The sequence below is a fragment of the Granulicella sp. S156 genome, from assembly GCF_009766105.1.
GTDB lineage: Bacteria > Acidobacteriota > Terriglobia > Terriglobales > Acidobacteriaceae > Granulicella.
In genome coordinates, this window is record NZ_LMUH01000022.1 from 99,545 (window position 1) to 117,002 (window position 17,458).

17 protein-coding genes are annotated in these 17,458 nt (G+C 57.8%); all 17 read right to left on the reverse strand.

Annotated features, from left to right (window positions below):
* Positions 1-1,123: GIY-YIG nuclease family protein (locus GSQ91_RS25735; protein ID WP_216845285.1), on the reverse strand; the 1,123-nt coding region annotated here is incomplete at its 3' end.
* Complete coding sequence (locus GSQ91_RS16180) at positions 1,116-2,639, reverse strand: Eco57I restriction-modification methylase domain-containing protein (RefSeq protein WP_216845287.1); 1,524 nt, start codon at positions 2,637-2,639, stop codon at positions 1,116-1,118. The genes GSQ91_RS25735 and GSQ91_RS16180, both read right to left, overlap by 8 nt.
* Positions 2,640-2,746: 107 nt before the next feature.
* Positions 2,747-3,403 (reverse strand): N-6 DNA methylase, encoded by a 657-nt coding sequence (locus tag GSQ91_RS16185; RefSeq protein ID WP_158822801.1) that lies wholly within the window; start codon positions 3,401-3,403, stop codon positions 2,747-2,749.
* Between the two features lie 151 nt (positions 3,404-3,554).
* Positions 3,555-4,508 (reverse strand): nucleotidyl transferase AbiEii/AbiGii toxin family protein, encoded by a 954-nt coding sequence (locus tag GSQ91_RS16190; protein ID WP_158822802.1) that lies wholly within the window; start codon positions 4,506-4,508, stop codon positions 3,555-3,557.
* A complete protein-coding gene (locus tag GSQ91_RS16195; protein WP_158822803.1) occupies positions 4,505-5,245 on the reverse strand; it encodes a DUF6088 family protein in 741 nt (246 codons plus the stop codon). Before GSQ91_RS16195 ends, GSQ91_RS16190 begins: the two co-directional genes overlap by 4 nt.
* A gap of 134 nt (positions 5,246-5,379) precedes the next feature.
* A complete protein-coding gene (mobF, locus tag GSQ91_RS16200) occupies positions 5,380-8,511 on the reverse strand; it encodes a MobF family relaxase (protein ID WP_158822804.1) in 3,132 nt (1,043 codons plus the stop codon).
* Positions 8,512-8,520: 9 nt separating this feature from the next.
* Complete coding sequence (locus GSQ91_RS16205; RefSeq protein ID WP_371417119.1) at positions 8,521-10,617, reverse strand: type IV secretion system DNA-binding domain-containing protein; 2,097 nt, start codon at positions 10,615-10,617, stop codon at positions 8,521-8,523.
* On the reverse strand, positions 10,614-10,991 hold the full coding sequence (locus tag GSQ91_RS16210) for a ribbon-helix-helix protein, CopG family (RefSeq protein WP_158822805.1): 378 nt from the start codon (positions 10,989-10,991) through the stop codon (positions 10,614-10,616). The genes GSQ91_RS16205 and GSQ91_RS16210 overlap by 4 nt, the downstream gene beginning before the upstream one ends.
* A gap of 196 nt (positions 10,992-11,187) precedes the next feature.
* On the reverse strand, positions 11,188-11,514 hold the full coding sequence (locus tag GSQ91_RS16215) for a hypothetical protein (RefSeq protein ID WP_254064636.1): 327 nt from the start codon (positions 11,512-11,514) through the stop codon (positions 11,188-11,190).
* Positions 11,515-11,526: 12 nt separating this feature from the next.
* On the reverse strand, positions 11,527-12,501 hold the full coding sequence (locus GSQ91_RS16220; RefSeq protein ID WP_158822806.1) for a CpaF family protein: 975 nt from the start codon (positions 12,499-12,501) through the stop codon (positions 11,527-11,529).
* Between the two features lie 67 nt (positions 12,502-12,568).
* On the reverse strand, positions 12,569-12,952 hold the full coding sequence (locus GSQ91_RS16225; protein WP_158822807.1) for a single-stranded DNA-binding protein: 384 nt from the start codon (positions 12,950-12,952) through the stop codon (positions 12,569-12,571).
* 98 nt (positions 12,953-13,050) lie between these two features.
* Positions 13,051-13,383 (reverse strand): hypothetical protein, encoded by a 333-nt coding sequence (locus GSQ91_RS16230; protein WP_158822808.1) that lies wholly within the window; start codon positions 13,381-13,383, stop codon positions 13,051-13,053.
* A 28-nt stretch (positions 13,384-13,411) separates the two neighbouring features.
* On the reverse strand, positions 13,412-14,098 hold the full coding sequence (locus tag GSQ91_RS16235) for a VirB8/TrbF family protein (RefSeq protein WP_158822809.1): 687 nt from the start codon (positions 14,096-14,098) through the stop codon (positions 13,412-13,414).
* 11 nt (positions 14,099-14,109) lie between these two features.
* The gene (locus tag GSQ91_RS16240) at positions 14,110-14,979 is read right to left on the reverse strand and encodes a type IV secretion system protein (protein WP_158822810.1); all 870 of its coding nucleotides are present in this window, start codon (positions 14,977-14,979) and stop codon (positions 14,110-14,112) included.
* A gap of 24 nt (positions 14,980-15,003) precedes the next feature.
* Positions 15,004-15,807 (reverse strand): hypothetical protein, encoded by an 804-nt coding sequence (locus GSQ91_RS16245; protein WP_158822811.1) that lies wholly within the window; start codon positions 15,805-15,807, stop codon positions 15,004-15,006.
* A gap of 59 nt (positions 15,808-15,866) precedes the next feature.
* The gene (locus GSQ91_RS16250; RefSeq protein WP_158822812.1) at positions 15,867-16,157 is read right to left on the reverse strand and encodes a hypothetical protein; all 291 of its coding nucleotides are present in this window, start codon (positions 16,155-16,157) and stop codon (positions 15,867-15,869) included.
* A 9-nt stretch (positions 16,158-16,166) separates the two neighbouring features.
* Positions 16,167-17,441: a TrbI/VirB10 family protein gene (locus GSQ91_RS16255; protein WP_158822813.1), complete on the reverse strand. Its 1,275-nt coding sequence runs from the start codon at positions 17,439-17,441 to the stop codon at positions 16,167-16,169.
* Positions 17,442-17,458 lie beyond the last annotated feature (17 nt).

The following is a 17,458-nucleotide window of genomic DNA, read 5'->3' on the forward strand; positions in this document are numbered from 1 at the left end:
GCAACCCGCCATAAGGATTCCATTTGCTGGGATTCTTGACAGCGAAATGTTGCTTAGCCCGCTGTTCGTCCGTGTAGGTCCAGTTGAAGATTTGTTCCTCAATGAACTCGCCTGTAGCGAGAGCTTTGAATGGTGTCCCCGAGAGGTAGAGATAGGCTCTGGTCGTGATCGGTAGAAACTCGGTTTCCTGCTCCGAAAGCACCTCAAAGTCTTCATTCACATCGTCTAGCGCCGCAGCGTATTCAAGGTTTGCTTCTTTCTTGGCGACGGCTTTTTCTTCACCCTCAAACAGTTCCTTCGCGGTCTCCCGCCAAGCACCGAAATGGTATTCATCAAACACGACCAGGTCCCAGTTCACCGCGTGCAGCCACTCGTTCCTCGGTTTGATATTTCCCGCCTCGTCACGTCCAAGCAAGTCCTGAAACGAGCCGAAATAGACCACGGGTTTGTCGTCGGCGATCTCTGTAGGGTCGCTGCCAGAGCTGCGGGAGAGATAGTGCCATCCGTCAAAATCAACATGGGATTCGAGATCGGTCTGCCATGCGTCTTCCACCGCAGGCTTGAAAGTCAGCACCAGCACGCGCTTGGTGCCCAGCTTCTTCGCTAGCTGGTAGGCGGTGAACGTCTTGCCGAAGCGCATCTTCGCGTTCCACAGAAAGCGGGGGACGGCCTGCTTGTTCTCAGACCAGATCGAGTGAAAATAATCGTAGGTTTTGTCTACAGCCTCAGCCTGTTCACGGCGCATTCTGAAGGTTTCGTGATGTGTGCCGGTGAAGTGTTGCCCCGTCCGCAGCTCGGTCAGAACAGTCTTCAGGTCTTGCAGCGTGCAACGCATCCACTCCAGGTGCGCGTTCTCAAACTTCTTCCTGCGGAGCGCGTCGCGCACCTCGTGATCACTAAAAATGGTCCCGTCATCACGTTCGGCTGGCTCGTCCAACTCGATCTTGTAATTCTTGATCACCGCGGTCTTCAGTTGTTCCGCCACGCGCTGCTTCACATTGCGCGTTGTCTGCCCGATCTTGAGAAGCCCCTTGTGCGCCTTGTCGTCAATCGAATACGCGTAGATTCGCGGCCGAGCCACTGGCTTCGGCGTCAAGATTTCCGCGATGGTGGGCTTACTCATCGTCACCGCTGTCTGAACCTCCATCGAGGTTCATTGGGCGCACAAGTTTCTCAATGAACGCGATCTCACTCGCGGTCAAGCCGTACTTCGCATACAGCAGTTTGTCCGTCCACCGCTTCGTCCATTTTTGTGTCGGAACAAATGTGTAGACCTTGCGCGTAACATGCTGGGACGGCTTGTGAAGGAGGATGAGCAGGCGCGTCAACCTGCAAGAGAGGTAGGACAAGACGCTCTCAGCCTCAGTCTTCGTGTCGAAAGGACCAATGCAGAGGTAGGTTTCCGACGAGATAGTGCCTGGCTCCCCAAGGAATGGTGTGCTAATGATCCTGTGCGGATAGGTGTCCTTATTACCAGTCCCTGGTGCAGCATATCCCGCATACACTTTCCATTTATCTATGAGGGGAAGGCCTGTTGCGATGGAGTTCTTGTGAATGTAGCCCGTTCCACCGTTCTGATAAACCAGAATGTCATCTTTACCCTTGGCCATCTTTCCTTTGAACGACGTATCTAACCCAAATGGCTTTCTTGAGCTAACGAGCCGTTCAAAACGCTTGCTTTCAGGCAGTGACAGTGATTTCGCGCCCTTGCTTTCCACGGCAACCACTTTCTTGAGGATCGCCAGCCCTTCGTTGAAACGAATGAATACGTCCACACCCTCTTCCAGGAGCTGGCGGCTTGTTATTGAGGGCTCCTCATCCTTGTATTGCGTCGTCACCTGACAGGTCCCTGGATTGTCCCGATCCCAAAGAAAGTAGCAAACTCCGCCCTTGAGGCCTACCCCAGGAAACACATCCGCCGCGCTGAGATAGTCGTTAATCGAGCGCAGCCGTTCGTCGGTGAGCATTGAGTCTCTGAATTCATCCAGCCCTTTGCCACCAGCGAACCAGCGCGAGGGAATGACCATTGACAGATAGCGCGGTTCGAGCGCTTTCGCCTGTTGGACGAACAACTGATAGATGGGCGCGGCGCTGGTGCCGAAGCCGCCATCGTCCAACTGATATGGCGGGTTGCCAAGAATCACGTCAAACTGCATATCGCCTCCAAAGATTTCGGCCAATCGAGTCCTGATGTTGTCGGTGTGGATGAACGCATAGGCGTGGGATTCGAGATCGTCTCCGCGGTCCAGCGTCTGCTGGCTTGCCCCGCAGAATTTGCATTTGCCATTCGCCCATGAGTGTTCCATCCGCTCGAACCAGATGTTGCCCGCGTCGTTAGTGAAACCCTTAGCAATCGAGTGCGGACCGTTTGCCTGCTTCGAGCAATAGAGGCTGCGCCGTGCAAGCAGGCTGGTGAGTTCGGTGATGGCAATCCCGAACACTTGCTGGGTGAGGATGTGATTGGCGCGCTTTTGCAAGTCTGGAATCTGAGCCGCCAGGCCCTTGGTCAGTCGGCTTGTGATCTCTCGCAGGAACACACCTGATTTGGTGAACGGATCAAGAAACCGGACCGAACTGTCCGCCCAGAGGTTCGCTCCCCCGTTGTTTGCCGCCCAGGCTTCGGCAAGCGTGTCGAGCATCCGGTTCGCAAACTCCGGCGGCGTGAACACCTCGTCGTTGGAAAGATTGGCTATGCAGGTCAGCACGTCTGGGTTGCGCCCGCGTAGCGTAAAGCTAGCCTGTTCGATCATGCGGGCTCCTTCAGGAATACGTCTACAGGGGGACAGGCAAGCTCACGCGCCGTCATCGGAGGATACGCCTGAATAGGCGTGAACACCTCATGCTTGCCGAGATGGGCGAAGAGTGCGCCTTCCTGGCTGAAAGAAGACATCTGTGTAAGGGCATCCAGGCGGAAGTCTCGCCGTTGGAACTTTCCTTTACCGAGGTAGCCCCACTCGGCAAAGATGATGTGTTGGCCGTCTGCCATGCGCATCGTCAGCGCGTCACCATGCACGAGATTCTGCGACAACACGTAATAAGCAGCTGGGTAGAGATCATCCGTCTCATCGACATTCAGGTAGTCGGCAAGGGCCTCCAGCATATTGGCGCGACACTCGGCGATATTGTCTTCCAGAAGCTCAATTCCGTAGCAGCACATGACAGCCAGTAGGGCGTAATGTCGCCTCTCAAAGTCGGACTTGCCGAACTTGGCCTCAACGGCGGCCAGCTTGCGCCGCAAGACGGGGACCAGAAAATTCCCACTACCGCACGCAGGCTCCAGGAAACGGGAATCAATGCGCTCGGTCTCGCCCTTCACCAGATCAAGCATGTTTTCGACCAGCCACTGAGGCGTGAACACCTCTCCGTGGTCCGCCACGCGCCTTTTGGACTTAATCAAATTCATAGGTGATGGCTTGCAATCTCGACCAATAGCTTGTTGGTGGTCGGTAACGATCTTGTGGCATACTGCATCGGGTGTACCTCATAGGATAACTTATTGCATTTGTGCGGCTTCCAATCGGGAGCAACGGCGAATGCTGTAGTCCATTCCTGTTCTATAGCAGGTTACGAAGCTCCATAAAACGAGCTTGCACGATCTCCCATGACGGGTGGGAATCAAAACAGAGAATCTCGCACTGGCCCTTGTATTCGCGGCCAATCGCCGCAGAAAGGTCCCCGGTCGCAAAGAGGGCGTCGCTGTTGGCAAAGCTCATTTGATCCGGGTAGAAGTAGCTGCCAGGAAAGTGTGTGCGGCTGATGCGGTCGTAGTCCTGCTTGATCTCCTCATACTCGGCAGATTGCAGCATTTCTAAAATCTCGGGCCGGGACGCAAGTTGAAACAGGTCGTAGTAGTGCCGAGCGTAGGTGCCGAGAGCACGTCCATCCCGTTTGAGAATTTCAACTTTACTATGAATGGCAAACATCTTCTCTACGAAGGTTCGCCTGAAATGGAGCAAGCGCATCGGGAACGAGCTTTCGTCTTCCGCCCCGAGCGTGATTGCTTTTTCACGTAGAAACTGACCGAGATAAGAGCGAAGCTCTACGCTCACGGTGGGTTCTCGTCCACTGGCTGCTCCTGCTTCGAGGAGCACGCGGCTGGCGACTTCGCCGGGACCGCCGTGGAGCTGGTGATAGGAGAACCGGTCATTGCGCCCGAAGCCTCCTATGGTTTGGCTCTCCTCAGGAACAAACTGAAGAGCCGGATGCGCGGCCACGGCATCGCGCAGGCTCTTTAGTTCGCGGTCGATGCCGCGTTTGGTGAGAGGCGGCTCGAAGGCGAGCGGGTCGAGGAAGATGTCAATGTCCTCTGAAAACCGCTGAATCAAGTTCCAACCTTTCGACAGGCTGGTTCCGCCTTTGAAAATAACTTTGTCGCCGGCCGTAGCGGCGATGATACGCAGCACTTCGGTGACGTAGTAGTCCTTTTCGATGATCCCTGGGCGGAGCTGAAAGTGCTCTGCGGCCTGAAGGATCACCTGATCGAAGTCAGGATGTTCAAACAGTCTCACGTTTTGGGCCTTTCTTTGGCCTGCCACTCGCGCGCATGCGTCAGGGCTGTGAATTGTCCAAAGTCGAACCGGGAGAGCGGATTCAAGGAGGCGCGGAGACGCGCTCGTGCGGCGGGATCTCGTTCAAGCTCTTCCGCCAGTGCGCCCAGTAGAGCGCGAACCCGTGGCGGCTCCGAATCAGCCACCTTGAGCAGTCGTTCAAGGTGACGATCCTTTGCCAGTAGTGCCAAGGTCTTCTGAATGGTGCGTTCGGCAGACAGTTCGCTTGTGCTACCGCCCTTGCGTAAAAAGTCGAGGAGAGCTGCTTCTGTCTCAGACAGGCTCTTCCATGCTTCCGGCCTCCGTGCATGAACGCGGGTCTCGGCGCCGATGAGTTTCCTGGGGAGACTGAGCGAACTTGTTGCCAACTCGCTTCGCCGCGGTGTTTGCGTGCTGAAACCTAGTAGATTGGCGGCGGCGGTGCCGGATGGGAAGATCGTCTTGGTTCCCTCCGCCAGTTTCTTGATTGCCGTGGGGCTGGGGCGGCTCGGCCCGAAGGCAGTCGAGCGGGGGCGATAGTAGACACCTTTGCTCAGCCGCTCCAGTGTGCCGTTGCGGGTCAGACGTGAGAGCGTCTGGGCAACGGCGGGAAAAGGCTGATCTCGGAAGTCATTGTGACGCCACAACTTCTCGCCACCGCGTTCAATCTGCAGGCGGATGGAGCTGGCGGTGCTGCGGGTTTTGGCGGCCTTCGGCATCTCTTTTACTCTGTCCCACCTACGCCATATTGTCAAGTTTTTTTGCGACAAAACTTGACACACCTGTGTCCGAGAATCCGTGAGTCGGCTGTTCTCTACTAACTGGCATTCAAGTGGTTGGGCGCGCCGGTGAATCACAAGCTCAATCCCTGGTCGGTGCCGACGGAGCCTTTCGTGAGGGACTGAGCTTGTGAGATTTCGCTGACAGCAAGCGTGAGATGCCCAGCGTGTTCTAAAGCGTGCTCCTTCGCAATGGGCTGGGCATGGCGGTCGTAGAACTGACTTTGCTGGTCAATATGTAGCCAGCCGCCAGTCTGGTTGTGCTGGTAGCTCTGGATGTCGCCGGTCTCCCGCTTCCACTCGTAACCAGAGGCATCGCTCGGCAACGCATTGTGAAGCGGTGCATAATGCTGCTGGTCGATGTCAGAGCGAGACGGCGCCTTGTCGTTAGTAGGATCGTGAGTTTCCTGTTGGAACTGCCTTCTTTGCTCTTCGGGGGTTAGTTCTTTGGTGTTTGTCATGGTCTGCTCCTTCGATTGGGGTTGGTGAGTTTGTGTTTCGCTGTTCGGTCTTGCGACCTCGACAGCGGAGGCTTTGCTGATGGCGGTACTGAGACGTTCGGCGAGCGTCGTTGCGTCGTTCGTGTAGATTCGCGCGTCTTCGGACGCGCGAGAAACGGACACATATGCGAAGCGAGTGTTGATGAGTTCGGGGTGCGCTTTGGTGTCCATGTTGACGAGAACGCGATCCGTGGTGAGCCCCTGCGAGCTGTGCGACGTAACGACGTAGCCGTGGTCGAAGTGGCGCATCTCGGAGGTGCCGAATGTCAGCGTCCGGGCCTTGTCGCCATCCATGCGGACAGTCATGTTGGTGCCGTCGATGCGTTCCACGGTGCCCAAATCGCGGTTCCTGATTTCCATGTCGGGCTTGCTGACGGTGAACTGGAGTCGGTCGCCTTCGGCAAAGTCTCTGGCGATTTCCCGGTAGGCGGCGATGCCATGCAGCCGCTTGGGGTCGTAGGTGACGTGCTGGCCGTCTTCCCGTTCGACTGTGAGTTGGTTCGCTTTGGGGTCTGTGGAGACGACAGTAGCGTAGGTGCCGCGCTCAATGCCAAGCTCTTTGCTCCCTCGGGTGTAGTAAAGAACGTCGGCGGGCTGGTAGAGGGCGGCCCAGTTGCGGTCGGCGCTGGTCAGTTCCGAACGCTGGGTAAGAACGGTCATCGCGTGATTGTCTTTGGATAGCGCGCCGCTGCCCTGCAACTCGGCGCGAATGGCATCATTGATGTCACGGCGACTGGCGTTGTCGGGCGAGACAACCAGTGTGTTTTCCGGGCGTGCGACATAATCCTTGGCGATAGCCTCGATGCGTTGCTGCGAGTCGGGAATTTCGGTAATGCGGCCCTGCTGCTGAAGAAGTTGAATGCCGGTGGCCGTCTCGTTGCGAGAAAGATGTTCGACGGCGCGTAGCAACTCCGGGTCTTTCTGACGGACGATTTGGTCAAGCTGCGATGTCCGCATTCCGGCCTCCTGCATCTGCTCGAACGGTTTTCCGGCATCAACGCCCTGGTGCTGCCGGGTATCGCCAACGAGCAAAACCCGGTCTTGCGGCCCAATCTTTTCGAGAAACGATTGCATCTGCCGGGTGCTGGCGAGACTGGACTCGTCGAGCATATAAAGGTGTCGGGCGTTCGGGTCTCCCGCACTGCGCTCCACGCCTCCGCGAGACAGGAAACCTTGCAAGGTGTCGGCCTGAATTCCGGCGTCGCGGAGCTGGCCGGCGGCTCGACTTGTGGGAGCGAAGCCCTCAACAGCGTATCCGTTCCGCTCCGCGCCCTCGCGGATGGCCTCAAGGGTCGTGGTTTTGCCACTGCCTGCCAAGCCCTGCAGGCCATGTATCCGGTCCTGGGAGGTGAGCACCTCTTCTATGGCTCTTTGTTGTGCTGGATTCAGGAACTCGCGGGTGCCAGCGTGGTCGGCGGCGTTCTCCTGCCGCATGATCGGTTCGACTGTGGACTGGCCCTGCCTCATGTGCTTGATGGTCGCAAGCTCCTCGGCAATGGCCTCGCGGGTCGTGAATTGCCGCCCGGTGTCGTGCTTGTGGCCGGGTGCGCGTTGAAACTCTCCAATAGCCTGCCGTTGCTCGAAATTGTCGCGTACCTGGCTGTAAGTAAGGTCTCCCATGCCGCGCCGCAATGCATCGCGCATGATGTCTCGTTCATCGGTGACAGCCTCGCGCTCGAAGTTGCGGCTCTTGGCGAACGTGACGGCTTCCTGAATCCGTTCCGGGATATTCGGAACGCGCGTTTGCTCCTGAGCAGACGCCCGCGCCTGCGCTTCAGACACGACTTTATCCGCCTGGTTGCCGAACTCGGCCGCAAGCTGCCGGTGGGCTGCCAGTACCTCGGAGGGAGTGTGAATCTCTTTCTTGTCGCGAGTGGAGTGGGCGGCGATCTGAGCCGCCTCCGGCCCGGCAAATCCGCTCTTTTCGAGGTACTCGCGAATCTGTTGGCTGCGCGGACTGGAGGCGTCGAGGTACTCCTGCGTGTAGCCCTTGATCTCGGGCGCTCCGCTTCTTCCCGGCGTGATCTCATATCCCAACTGAGATAGCCGATACATCAGCTCGGATTGGTAGACCGCAGTCGCAAACTGCTGGCTGTCGAAGTAGCTCTGGGGCTGGATGGCGCGAGTGGAGCCGTCCGCTCGTTCGGTCATATTAAAGATGACGGCGTGAGTGTGGAGTTGAGGCGCGGCATAGCCATCCACTGGACGGGCGGTGTCATGCTCGAACTTAGCGGCGACAAATTCCCCGGTGGTTTCGGCGGCGCGGTTGCCGCCGATCCGCGCCTGAGTGTACCGCTCCAACTCCGTGAGAGCGGTTGACACCGCCTGCCGGTGGGCCTCTCGGACCCGGTCATCGCCGCCTACCAAAGCAGTCAACGATACCGACTTTGGCGCTGAAAATGTGGCGTCCCAACCGGCGCGGTGCTCGACGGGCTTCACGGTGGTTCCGTCAGCGGTCGTGTACTCCTGGCCGCTGCGGTGCCGCACCAATTGTTCTCCCGTGAGCGGATTTTGGCCTTCGCTGAGACGGGCGAAGTGCTGCTCGTCGATGGCCCCGGCAAGTCCATACCGCTCGGCCATCCGACCCTGCCATTCACCGAGGATTGTGTCGCCTTGCTTCCAATAGTTCTGCTCGGCAGACATGAACTCCTTGGCGTGATAGGTCTGCGCCTGGCTGGAACTGAGCGGTTTGGAGATGGTCAACATGAGGCGATCTCAGAGACGCATTGGCTGCGGCTCGGCCACCGGAATATCCTCTTCATGGCTGGCTTCCGGGCCATCGGGTTCAGGGTCGCTCGCCGCGACTTCCGGCTGCATTGGCTCGTGCGGTTCCTTTTGGTCTTCGTCACTCTTTGCAGCGACAGCCTGCGGCTCTACCGGCGGAGCCGTTGTTTTTGCCTCCGGCGATGGAGGCACTGCGGCCTCTAAGTCGAGGGCCGGTTTGACTTCCGGCGATGCCTTCGGAATGAGCGTCAGTGGATCGAATCGCAGTTCGTCACCCTCTACCTTGCGCGGTAGAAATGCCGGTGTGGTCTGCGGCACGTCCATGTACTCGAAGTGAAAGCGGGCGACGTTGTTGCCCAGCTTGAGAAACGCGTGGCGGTTCTCAAGGCCGGAGATTTCAGAGTCCATTACCAACGGTTCGATCTGCCGGTCTACGGCGAAGTTCCTGCCTGAGCGCGAGCCGTCGAAGTGCGTCTCCTTCATGCGCTCGATTTCAACCTTGCCGATGGCATTCGATACCCATTCGGCTGCCTTCGGCTCCGTAGTCTTGAGGAATATCTTGGTGGCCGGCTGCGAGAGCATGACTTCCGCGAGGTGTCCGTAGATGACTTCCAACTGGGCTTTGCCCTGAAATCCCAGAACGAGCGGGTTCTTGGACTTCCTGTTTTCGGTGATGGCGGTATGGAGTTGAGGCAGCCGTTGCAGGCTGGCAAGCTCGTCCAAAACGAACCATACCGGAGTCTGTTTGTCCTGCGGCGCGGTCAGCAGCCGCATGACGAGCAGGTCGATCCAAAGGCTATGCAGCGGCCTCAGCGCCTCGCGCTCGGTCGGGCTGGACGTAATAAAGATCCATCCCTTTCGACTGGCGGACCATTCGGTCGCGCTCCATGCCCTGTTTTTTGCCTGCTCCTTCGTTGGCAGCATACGAAGGCTGTCCGCAACCAACCCCAGCGAGGCCAGAACTCCGTTGCGCTGCTGCTGCGCTCCCTTGGCAATCATGGCCTCCATCTCGGTGCCCTGTACCCGCTGGTCGATCTCTGCGGGCTTCGACAGCCATTCCACGAGCTGCTGCGGATTCGGCCCGTAAGTCAAGAGATGGGCAAATATCTTCTGCGGAGTTTCCGTAAAGAACTCGCCCTTTTTATCGCTGGTCGGCTGGTAAAGCGAAGCCGCGATTGCCTTCGCTTCCGCCTTCCGGCGCAGTTCTTCGGACGGTCCCCAATAAGGGCACCGCTCGTCCAATGGGTTAAGCACGATGTCCTCTCGCTTCTTGTCGTAGAACCTCTGGATGAACTCGCAAGCCGGGTCGTAGACGATGGCCGCATCACCCCTGCTCTGTATCTGGCGGAGCACCTGCATGATGAGTGTCGTCTTGCCGGCCCCGGTATCGCCCATCAGTTCGATGTGTTGCGATTCGGCCTGCAGCGGTATCCGCATCATCTCTTTGGCCTCGGTGGTGACGAAGCCGATGCCGTCGCCGCTTACCGTCTTGTTGAACTGCCTGGGGGTGAGCAGGACAGGGCCTTTGAGCCGACGCCCGTACTTCAATTCCTTGCGGCGGCGAATATCTTTGCGGATGGAGAATGGGAGCTGCGCGAGCAGCGAGAGGAAGCCGAAGAGGAGCGGAAGCTGGTAGATGTCACGGAGCCGGTCGCCCCCGTAGACGGCATTCTGGAGATATGTGTGGAGACGGCTATCAATGTATTTCTGCTCTGGGCCGCGATAGAGAATATCCAATCCCCGCGCTTCAGCCGCCGCAGAAAGTGCCAGCGGAATATGCTGGCCGCCTGAGGCGAGAGTCGCACCATCCTTCACGTCAGACTCGGACGCAAGTTCGGCTCCGGCGCTCACGCCAGCGGCATAAAGCAACTGATATTTGTGGCTTCCGTTGAACACACCGCCCACGGCTGTACGGAAGTAAATGGGCGTGTAGAACTGCTGCAGGGGAGTCTGACCTCTGCTGAAGCGGAGGTAAACGAACATGCCGGTCAGTATCAGCGCGAAGAATACCGCGCCGTAGGTGTAGATGGGCGAATGCGGCGGGAAAATGATGGTCTCTTTGCGGCCCCATCTTGGCGTATTCATCATGCACGCTCCAGGTCTTGCAGCGCGTCTTCGGCGACGCTGCGTTTGCGCTTTTTGACCTCGGCAACCATGTTGTCGAAGGCTTCGGGCGTGAGCTTTTGGCCGGTCGCGAGTGGCCGGAAGAGGTTGGTCAGCATGAGACGAATGCCCATGATCTCGGTAAGCTCCGTGCTGGCCGCAGAGGTGCCCGCGTCCCGTCCAAGTTCATCGCGGATAAGCTGGCGTATCAGCTCACCCCGCTGCACGCCGCGACTCTTTGCAAGTGCATCCAGGTTCCGAGTCTCTTTGCGGGTCAATCGAGTGGAGACGCTGCGCTCTCGGAACACCTCGCGTCGTTGTGCAGCTTCCGCAATATCGTCATCGCTGAGTAATGACATCTCGCCCTCCAAATCACGTATTCGCGTGAATACGTCTGTCTTCAGGTGAATACGCCGTACCGGTAAGTGTTTGTGCCCGTTGGCGCTGCTTCACGAATCCGTGTGGCACCGCTGCACGACCCTCGGAGGGGTGGAGTGTCAACATGCTTCCGGTGCGTAGCACCGTTTCCACCCCGCCACGAATTTACATGGAGGTTCATGCCTTCAATGCCCGCACAGTTTCCGTGGACTCCACCCCGGCATCTGCCCGCCCATTGGGTTTCTTTGATGGGCGCGCTACAGTGCCATTGGTCGGGGCTTTACGGATACGGAGGGTGCAGGCAACTTGGGTGGCTTGCGAAGTCTTGAGGAAGTCCTGGAAATCGCGGTCTTTGGTAAAGACGTAGTTGAGGGCTTTGTCTACAACATCGTCTGCCGATGCGTGAATAAAAGCGGCGTACTGATCGACCTGAGCCGCAGTTGTCTCATCGAGACGAATTGAGGCGCTGATATGACGGCTTTGGCTGATTTCAAGTAGAGGCATCTTGGTACTCCTTTAGGTGAGGGATTGGGGTGTTGATTCACTGGCGAAAACGGACTCGATCTGGAAGCGTTTGGCATCACGGTCGTAGCCGCGAAGAGCGAGCACTTCGCGGATGACGCGGCGGCCCGGAAGCCGCTCGACATGCACGATGAAATCGACGGCCTCGGCAATCTCAGCTTCCGTGTCAACGAAGGTCGATTGGGCATGGTTGCGCATGACGAGATTGGCGAAGCGATGCAGGGCCTTTTCGGCGGAATTGGCATGGATCGTAGCCAGCGAACCGGCATGGCCGGTGTTAAGCGAATCGAGCAGCGTCCGCGCCTCGATTCCGCGCACCTCGCCAAGGATGATCTTGTCCGGTCTCCAGCGGAGAGCGGACTTGAGAAGATCGTCGAAAGTGACGTTGGCCTTGAACGTATCGGTCTGGCACTCGACGGCCAGCATGTTCGGCTTCTTGATATGCAATTCGGAGGTGTCTTCGATAACGACGATGCGCTGATCTTCGGGGATGGCGTTCGCCAGAACGCGGAGGACAGTTGTCTTTCCAGTCGATGTTCCGCCACTGATAAGCACTGTCTTTCCAGCCGCGATCTGTGCGGCCAATAGGTCAGCGAGCGGCTGCGTCAGCGTGCCGCGAGCGATAAGGTCATCCACGGTGTAATGGTGGCTGGGAAACTTCCGAATCACAAGTGCGGGCGAAGGCCGCACGACCGGAGGAATGACCGCTGCGAGGCGGCTCCCGTCAGGGAGCTGCGCGTGCAGTACGGGGTTGTCTTCGTCCAGATGTTTGCCGAGCTGGTTGGCAATGACTTCGAGGCCGGTACGGAGCCTGCCGGCGTCGAAGCAAACAGTCTCTTCCCGACGCATGATCCCGTCCCGTTCGTACCACCATGACGAATCGGGATTGCCCATGATCTCGCTGATACTGTCGTCGAGCAACAGCGGCTCAATGGGGCGAAGGAATGGAAGGATCAACTCGAAACTCATAGCGGGGCCTCACAGCGATGGAAGCCCAGCGGGTTAGCCGGGCTTCCGTGGGAAAAGAGAAAGAGGCTTATGCGGCCTCGTCCTCCTGGTTGAACTCGTCCTGTTCCTGCTCCTCGGGGGCGGCCTTCTCGGCGCGGTCGAGCTTCAGGATCGAATCGACCCGCACCTCCCAGATGCGCTGCTTTGAGTCGGTCTTCTTGCTGTCATACTCCCGGCTGCGCAACTCGCCCTCGACCTGGATATGTGCGCCCTTCTTAAGCGTGCCAGCGAACTCAGAGAGCTTGCCGAAGACCACGCAACGGTGCCATTCGGTGTGCGAGATATACTTGCCGTCCTTCTTGTAGGAGGACTTGGTTGCCAGCGAGAGAACTGTGAAGCTGCGGTTGTTGGTGGTGCGAACTTCTGCGTCGTTGCCGAGGAAGCCGATGAGGGTTACTTTGTTCTCATACATGGTCGTGTCTCCGTTTGTTGAATTTCCCGATCTTGCTCGGGTCACACCGGGCGGAGCCAAGCGAGAGGGCCCGGCTCCCAAGTGCCGAAGCTCTGCATTTACGGAGGGTCCGGTACGGAAACCGTAACCCGTAGGGCGGCGAAGCCGAAGCAGAAGAGCGAGCTGCCGCAGGGCGCCGGATAGGCCCCGAAGCAGTGACCGAGCATAAGACGGGATACATACCGGCAGACACATGAGGGAGCAAAGTTCTCATCCCCACTCAGGCTGCGGAAGTTCGCCACAAACGCAGCTCGATTCGAGTTGGCATGTCCTTCGCAAGAGGCGCACGATTCGCCACCGCCGTTGCAGGTCTGGGCGCTCACGACAGCCCGCTCAATCATGCACGGGGACAGGGAGTAGAAAGCAGCCGGGTTGACAGCATGAAGGGACATGGAAAGCCTCTGGATCGTCGATACATCCTTAGTCGAACGCTTGGTCGGCCCGGAAGCGCACGATGGTCAATCCAAGAGGGTTCACGGCCAGCTCATTGTTCTTCACGTTCTCGCGGAAAACGTAGGTCACACTGGCCGTCCATCGTTCCCGCTTGAGTTCGGTATGATCCGCTGGGTTCGTGTACACCTTTTCAAACTCGATCCGCGCCGAATATGGGGACAATCGAAGATCGTCAAGCACCACGTTTTTGATCTCCACATCCACATACGGAAGGGTGCTGTCGTTCCGATAGGTGAGGATAATGTTGTCCTTCCTCTCCTGCTCGATCACGGCACGTTGCACGTCGCTGTTGAGGAAGTAGAGAGCATTGGTCTGATCGCGCTCGATGGTGAAGCGATTGCGGCTGAAGTACAGCTCCGCCCAGCGAGAGAGGTAATACTTGTTCTCCGCCTCCTGGGGACGGTATTGGAAGTTGCGGTAGTCGATCGCTTCGGCCCGGCCAACATCGTTGATACGGACAATTAACGGGTGCGCATTGATAAGTGCCTTCTGGCTCTTGTAGACGAGCGCGGCGAGTGCGAGGCAGACGGCCACAAGGCACAGGATTGTGACCTTGAGATATGTGTTCATCACTAACGGGTCGCCGTACTGTTCGAGGTAGCGTTCCGCCGCGCGGGTTATCTCGGGTGGTGCCTTTTCCGTTGCTGTCGTCATCGCTCTGCTCCTCAGCCCATTAGGGCGGCTGTTGCTGCCGTCGTCGCAAGACCTGTAATGACACCTGTGCCCGCGTCATGTCCGCCCGTGTGTCCCGAGAAGATGGTTGCCGTCATGGCCGGAATCTTGAGCAGGATGAAGCCGTTGACGAGGACCAAGAGAATCAGCATGGGGAGCTGCTTGACCATCTGCCCCGGATCGACGAATCCCGACATGATGGCGTAGTAATGCGCCAGCAATTGCGACAGGATGCTCAAAGTCGCAGCAGCCACAACCTTGTAGAAAGAGAAGCCAAGAAAGGCGCGAAGCCAGCCCCAAAATAAGAAGTCCAACTTGTCGAAGACAAGGAACGGAATGAAGATCGGCCCGAGCATCCCGACGATGGTACTGGCGACTGCACCGTAAGCGATGATGACGCTAATAAGCGCGGAGAGACCGGCAATGAGTACCTGTATCAGCGCGTAGATGATGGCGTTATATGGATTCGCCACCGTGGACATCATTCCCGGCCCTTCGTTCGTTTGAGCCTGCTGTAATGTGTTCAAGATGTTGGTCGCGCTGTCGGTCCCGATTTGATTCACTAGATATTGAGCGCCGCCATTAATGAAACCTTTGAGCGAGTACCCGATGCCGGGGATGCTGGAATCGTAGAACTTGACCATCGTGTAGGCGAAGGTAATGAGCATAAAGAAACTCAGAAACTTGCCCATGCTGAATCCTGGGCCACCTTGCGCGGAGGCAAGCGCCTCTTGCACACCGAACCACACGAGCATGATGGTGGCGAGAGCGACACAGATATGCACTCCCATTGCGTCCACAGATGGAGAGACGGTGCTTGTCAGTGAACTGCACGCTTGGGTAATCCAATTCAGGAGATCCATATTTTGCCTCGCTCTCGGGTGTGGTTAGTACCGCATAGCTGCGGCGGCTCCGGCATACGACGGCGCGACGGCGTTATAGCCGGACTGGAACTGATTGGCCTGCTGGAACGTCGCCTTGAGTGCGTCCTGCTGCTGCTTCTGCGAGACGATCTGCTGCAAGGTATTCGCCTGGCTAATCTGGTTGGCCTCCTGCTGAGCCATCAGCTGCAAAATGAGCGCACGATTGATCCGCTGCAGGGTCGCCAGTTCCGTTTGTTGGGTGGGGTCGGTGGAGTTGGATGCCGCAGCGAGCGCGTTGATATCGGCCTGCCGTTGTTGGGAGTTAGCGCGGATGGTTCCGAGCGTCTGTAGATTGCTCGCTGTCACCGAGTCGTTGATGTCAGAGGTCGCTCCCTGGGCTGCGATCTGCTGTCGGCCGGAGAGGCTGAGATTCCCGTAACCGTTCAATTGGCCCGTTCGCGGAACCGATGCCTGTTGGTAGGCATACGACGCGTTCACGCCAGTATTGGCCGAGTTGGTCCACGGCTGGGAGTTGCCGTAGGTATTGGCGGCCTGATTGACCATCATCCAGACCGATGAAAAGGACATGAACGGCTGATAGAGGCTTTGCGGAGACATAGCCATCTGGTGGGCAAGGTTGTAAGTCGCAATGGCGTTGTCGGCCAGCTTTACGGAATTGGTAAAGATATTTTGCCCTTGTTCGATCTGCTGGACAGCGTGGGCAGATTGGGTTGGGTCAAAAACGACACCGGAGCCGAACTGGGCGTGTGCTGCAACCGGAGCCGCAATCGAGACGGTCAACGCGATTTTAAGAAAAGAATGCTTCATGGCTCTGCCTCCTGTGGCTGAGTGTGGGTGGATTGATGATTTGCTCTTGATCTGAGCCGTTACTTCTGGAGTGCTTCGATCTGCTGCTCAAGAGCTGTTACTTGTTGAAGCTCTTGGGCACACTTTTGATTGTGAGCGGCCTCCTCCTGCGGTGTTGGAACCTTCGGTGCCTCACCTTTTAAATAAGACTCGGCACCTTTTGCTCCGAAGGCTGGAGCGATGCAGTCCTTGTTGTATTGCGTGTTGAGTGGCTTGTATTGGGCCTCTAGCTTGTCGATCTTTGCCTGCTTACTCTCGCAGCCGGCAAGGGCGACACAGAACAAGATAGAAAGTGTGAGGAAACGGCGCATAGAAACTCCTCAGAAGGTTTGCGGGATGGTGTGATTGGTATACGCAGGCAACAACATATCCTGCGTGAAGTAGACCTTCACTCGATGTCCCTCGCGGATGGTGATGGTCGGTGGTATTTGGATGAAACGATCAAGGATGGAGGTTGCCGACTGCGACACGCTGCCTGCGGCTCCCGTAGTAAATGCCTGAGAACCGCTCGTGGAAATCACGCCGCCACCCTGGGTAATCTCTCCCGCTCCGGCGATCACACCCAAAGCAACTGAAGCCCCGAAAATTTCGAGGTAGTGATTGTTCACCTTGTCTTTCAAGCCCTCTTCGCCGATCTGGTCGAGGCCGTGGAACTGGTCAAGATCGACGGAGTAACCATCCGGCATAATCATCCGGTGGAAGGCAACTGCCATCCGGCGCTGCTGCCCAAAGCCGGACGCACCGATTTTCTTGGCCTCGCCCAGCACGATCGTTCCATCGGGAATGATGACGTGCTGGTGGTCATGCGAGTAAACGGGATTCGAGACGAGTACCTTGACGGCGCCGACGGCATCGCCGTCAAGCCGGTTCATCAACACAGTGTCGAGGGTTGTCCCCTCATAGAGAACATACGGCTGGCCGGATGCCGAATCTATGTTGACTTCTGGCGCTCGCTTCGGAGCCTGCGCCGCCTGCGCTTGCGGTTGCTCACCCGCTGCGCGGGAAGCAATCATGGTGGAGTCGCCGACAGGAAGCGAGTTGGGATTCCTGGCCTGAGAGCCAGCCGGAGTAATTTGGCCCTGCGGCGGGTCCAGCGGACGGCTGTACGCCAGATTCGAGGAGAATCGAGCGTTGTAGGCGCGCTCCCGGTCCTTCGCGGCGATCTGCTGCTCCTCCTGCTGCGCCGGGGAAAGCGCGTTTGCGCCGCCCGGCTGCTGGGGGTAGCCGTTTGGGCCGCATGGGTGACCGGGAACGCAGCCTACAGGAAGGCCGCTTGGCGTATATCCCGCTGCCGCCGCCTGCTGGGCAGGCGTGGCGTTCTTCAGGGCGGGGTCGCCTGCGGCCGTAGCCGCAAGCGTGGCCTGCTGCTCCTTTTCCTTCTCGGCCTCAAGCTGAGTCTTCAGGTCTGCGACATTGTTATCCGTGTTGTCCTGCAACATCGGTTGCGGAGGCTGGTTCTTGGACGCCGCCTGGGTTGAGGATTTCTTGCCAGCAGAGCTGAAGATGGCGGCAAGAATCACCAGGGCGCAGGCCCCAAGAAACACAAACATCTTCATGTTCTTCTGGAGCACGCCCTTCGGGTCGGTCGCTTTCATGGTCAATTCCGGCTCTG

Excerpts from the sequence above, each read along its gene's own strand:
- GSQ91_RS16180 (WP_216845287.1), bottom strand. The coding sequence starts at position 2,639 with ATGCTCGACACGCTTGCCGAAGCCTGGGCGGCAAACAACGGGGGAGCG.
- GSQ91_RS16185 (WP_158822801.1), bottom strand. The coding sequence starts at position 3,403 with ATGAATTTGATTAAGTCCAAAAGGCGCGTGGCGGACCACGGAGAGGTG.
- GSQ91_RS16195 (WP_158822803.1), bottom strand. The coding sequence starts at position 5,245 with ATGCCGAAGGCCGCCAAAACCCGCAGCACCGCCAGCTCCATCCGCCTG.
- mobF (WP_158822804.1), bottom strand. The coding sequence starts at position 8,511 with ATGTTGACCATCTCCAAACCGCTCAGTTCCAGCCAGGCGCAGACCTAT.
- GSQ91_RS16205 (WP_371417119.1), bottom strand. The coding sequence starts at position 10,617 with ATGATGAATACGCCAAGATGGGGCCGCAAAGAGACCATCATTTTCCCG.
- GSQ91_RS16210 (WP_158822805.1), bottom strand. The coding sequence starts at position 10,991 with ATGTCATTACTCAGCGATGACGATATTGCGGAAGCTGCACAACGACGC.
- GSQ91_RS16215 (WP_254064636.1), bottom strand. The coding sequence starts at position 11,514 with ATGCCTCTACTTGAAATCAGCCAAAGCCGTCATATCAGCGCCTCAATT.
- GSQ91_RS16220 (WP_158822806.1), bottom strand. The coding sequence starts at position 12,501 with ATGAGTTTCGAGTTGATCCTTCCATTCCTTCGCCCCATTGAGCCGCTG.
- GSQ91_RS16225 (WP_158822807.1), bottom strand. The coding sequence starts at position 12,952 with ATGTATGAGAACAAAGTAACCCTCATCGGCTTCCTCGGCAACGACGCA.
- GSQ91_RS16230 (WP_158822808.1), bottom strand. The coding sequence starts at position 13,383 with ATGTCCCTTCATGCTGTCAACCCGGCTGCTTTCTACTCCCTGTCCCCG.
- GSQ91_RS16235 (WP_158822809.1), bottom strand. The coding sequence starts at position 14,098 with ATGACGACAGCAACGGAAAAGGCACCACCCGAGATAACCCGCGCGGCG.
- GSQ91_RS16240 (WP_158822810.1), bottom strand. The coding sequence starts at position 14,979 with ATGGATCTCCTGAATTGGATTACCCAAGCGTGCAGTTCACTGACAAGC.
- GSQ91_RS16245 (WP_158822811.1), bottom strand. The coding sequence starts at position 15,807 with ATGAAGCATTCTTTTCTTAAAATCGCGTTGACCGTCTCGATTGCGGCT.
- GSQ91_RS16250 (WP_158822812.1), bottom strand. The coding sequence starts at position 16,157 with ATGCGCCGTTTCCTCACACTTTCTATCTTGTTCTGTGTCGCCCTTGCC.
- GSQ91_RS16255 (WP_158822813.1), bottom strand. The coding sequence starts at position 17,441 with ATGAAAGCGACCGACCCGAAGGGCGTGCTCCAGAAGAACATGAAGATG.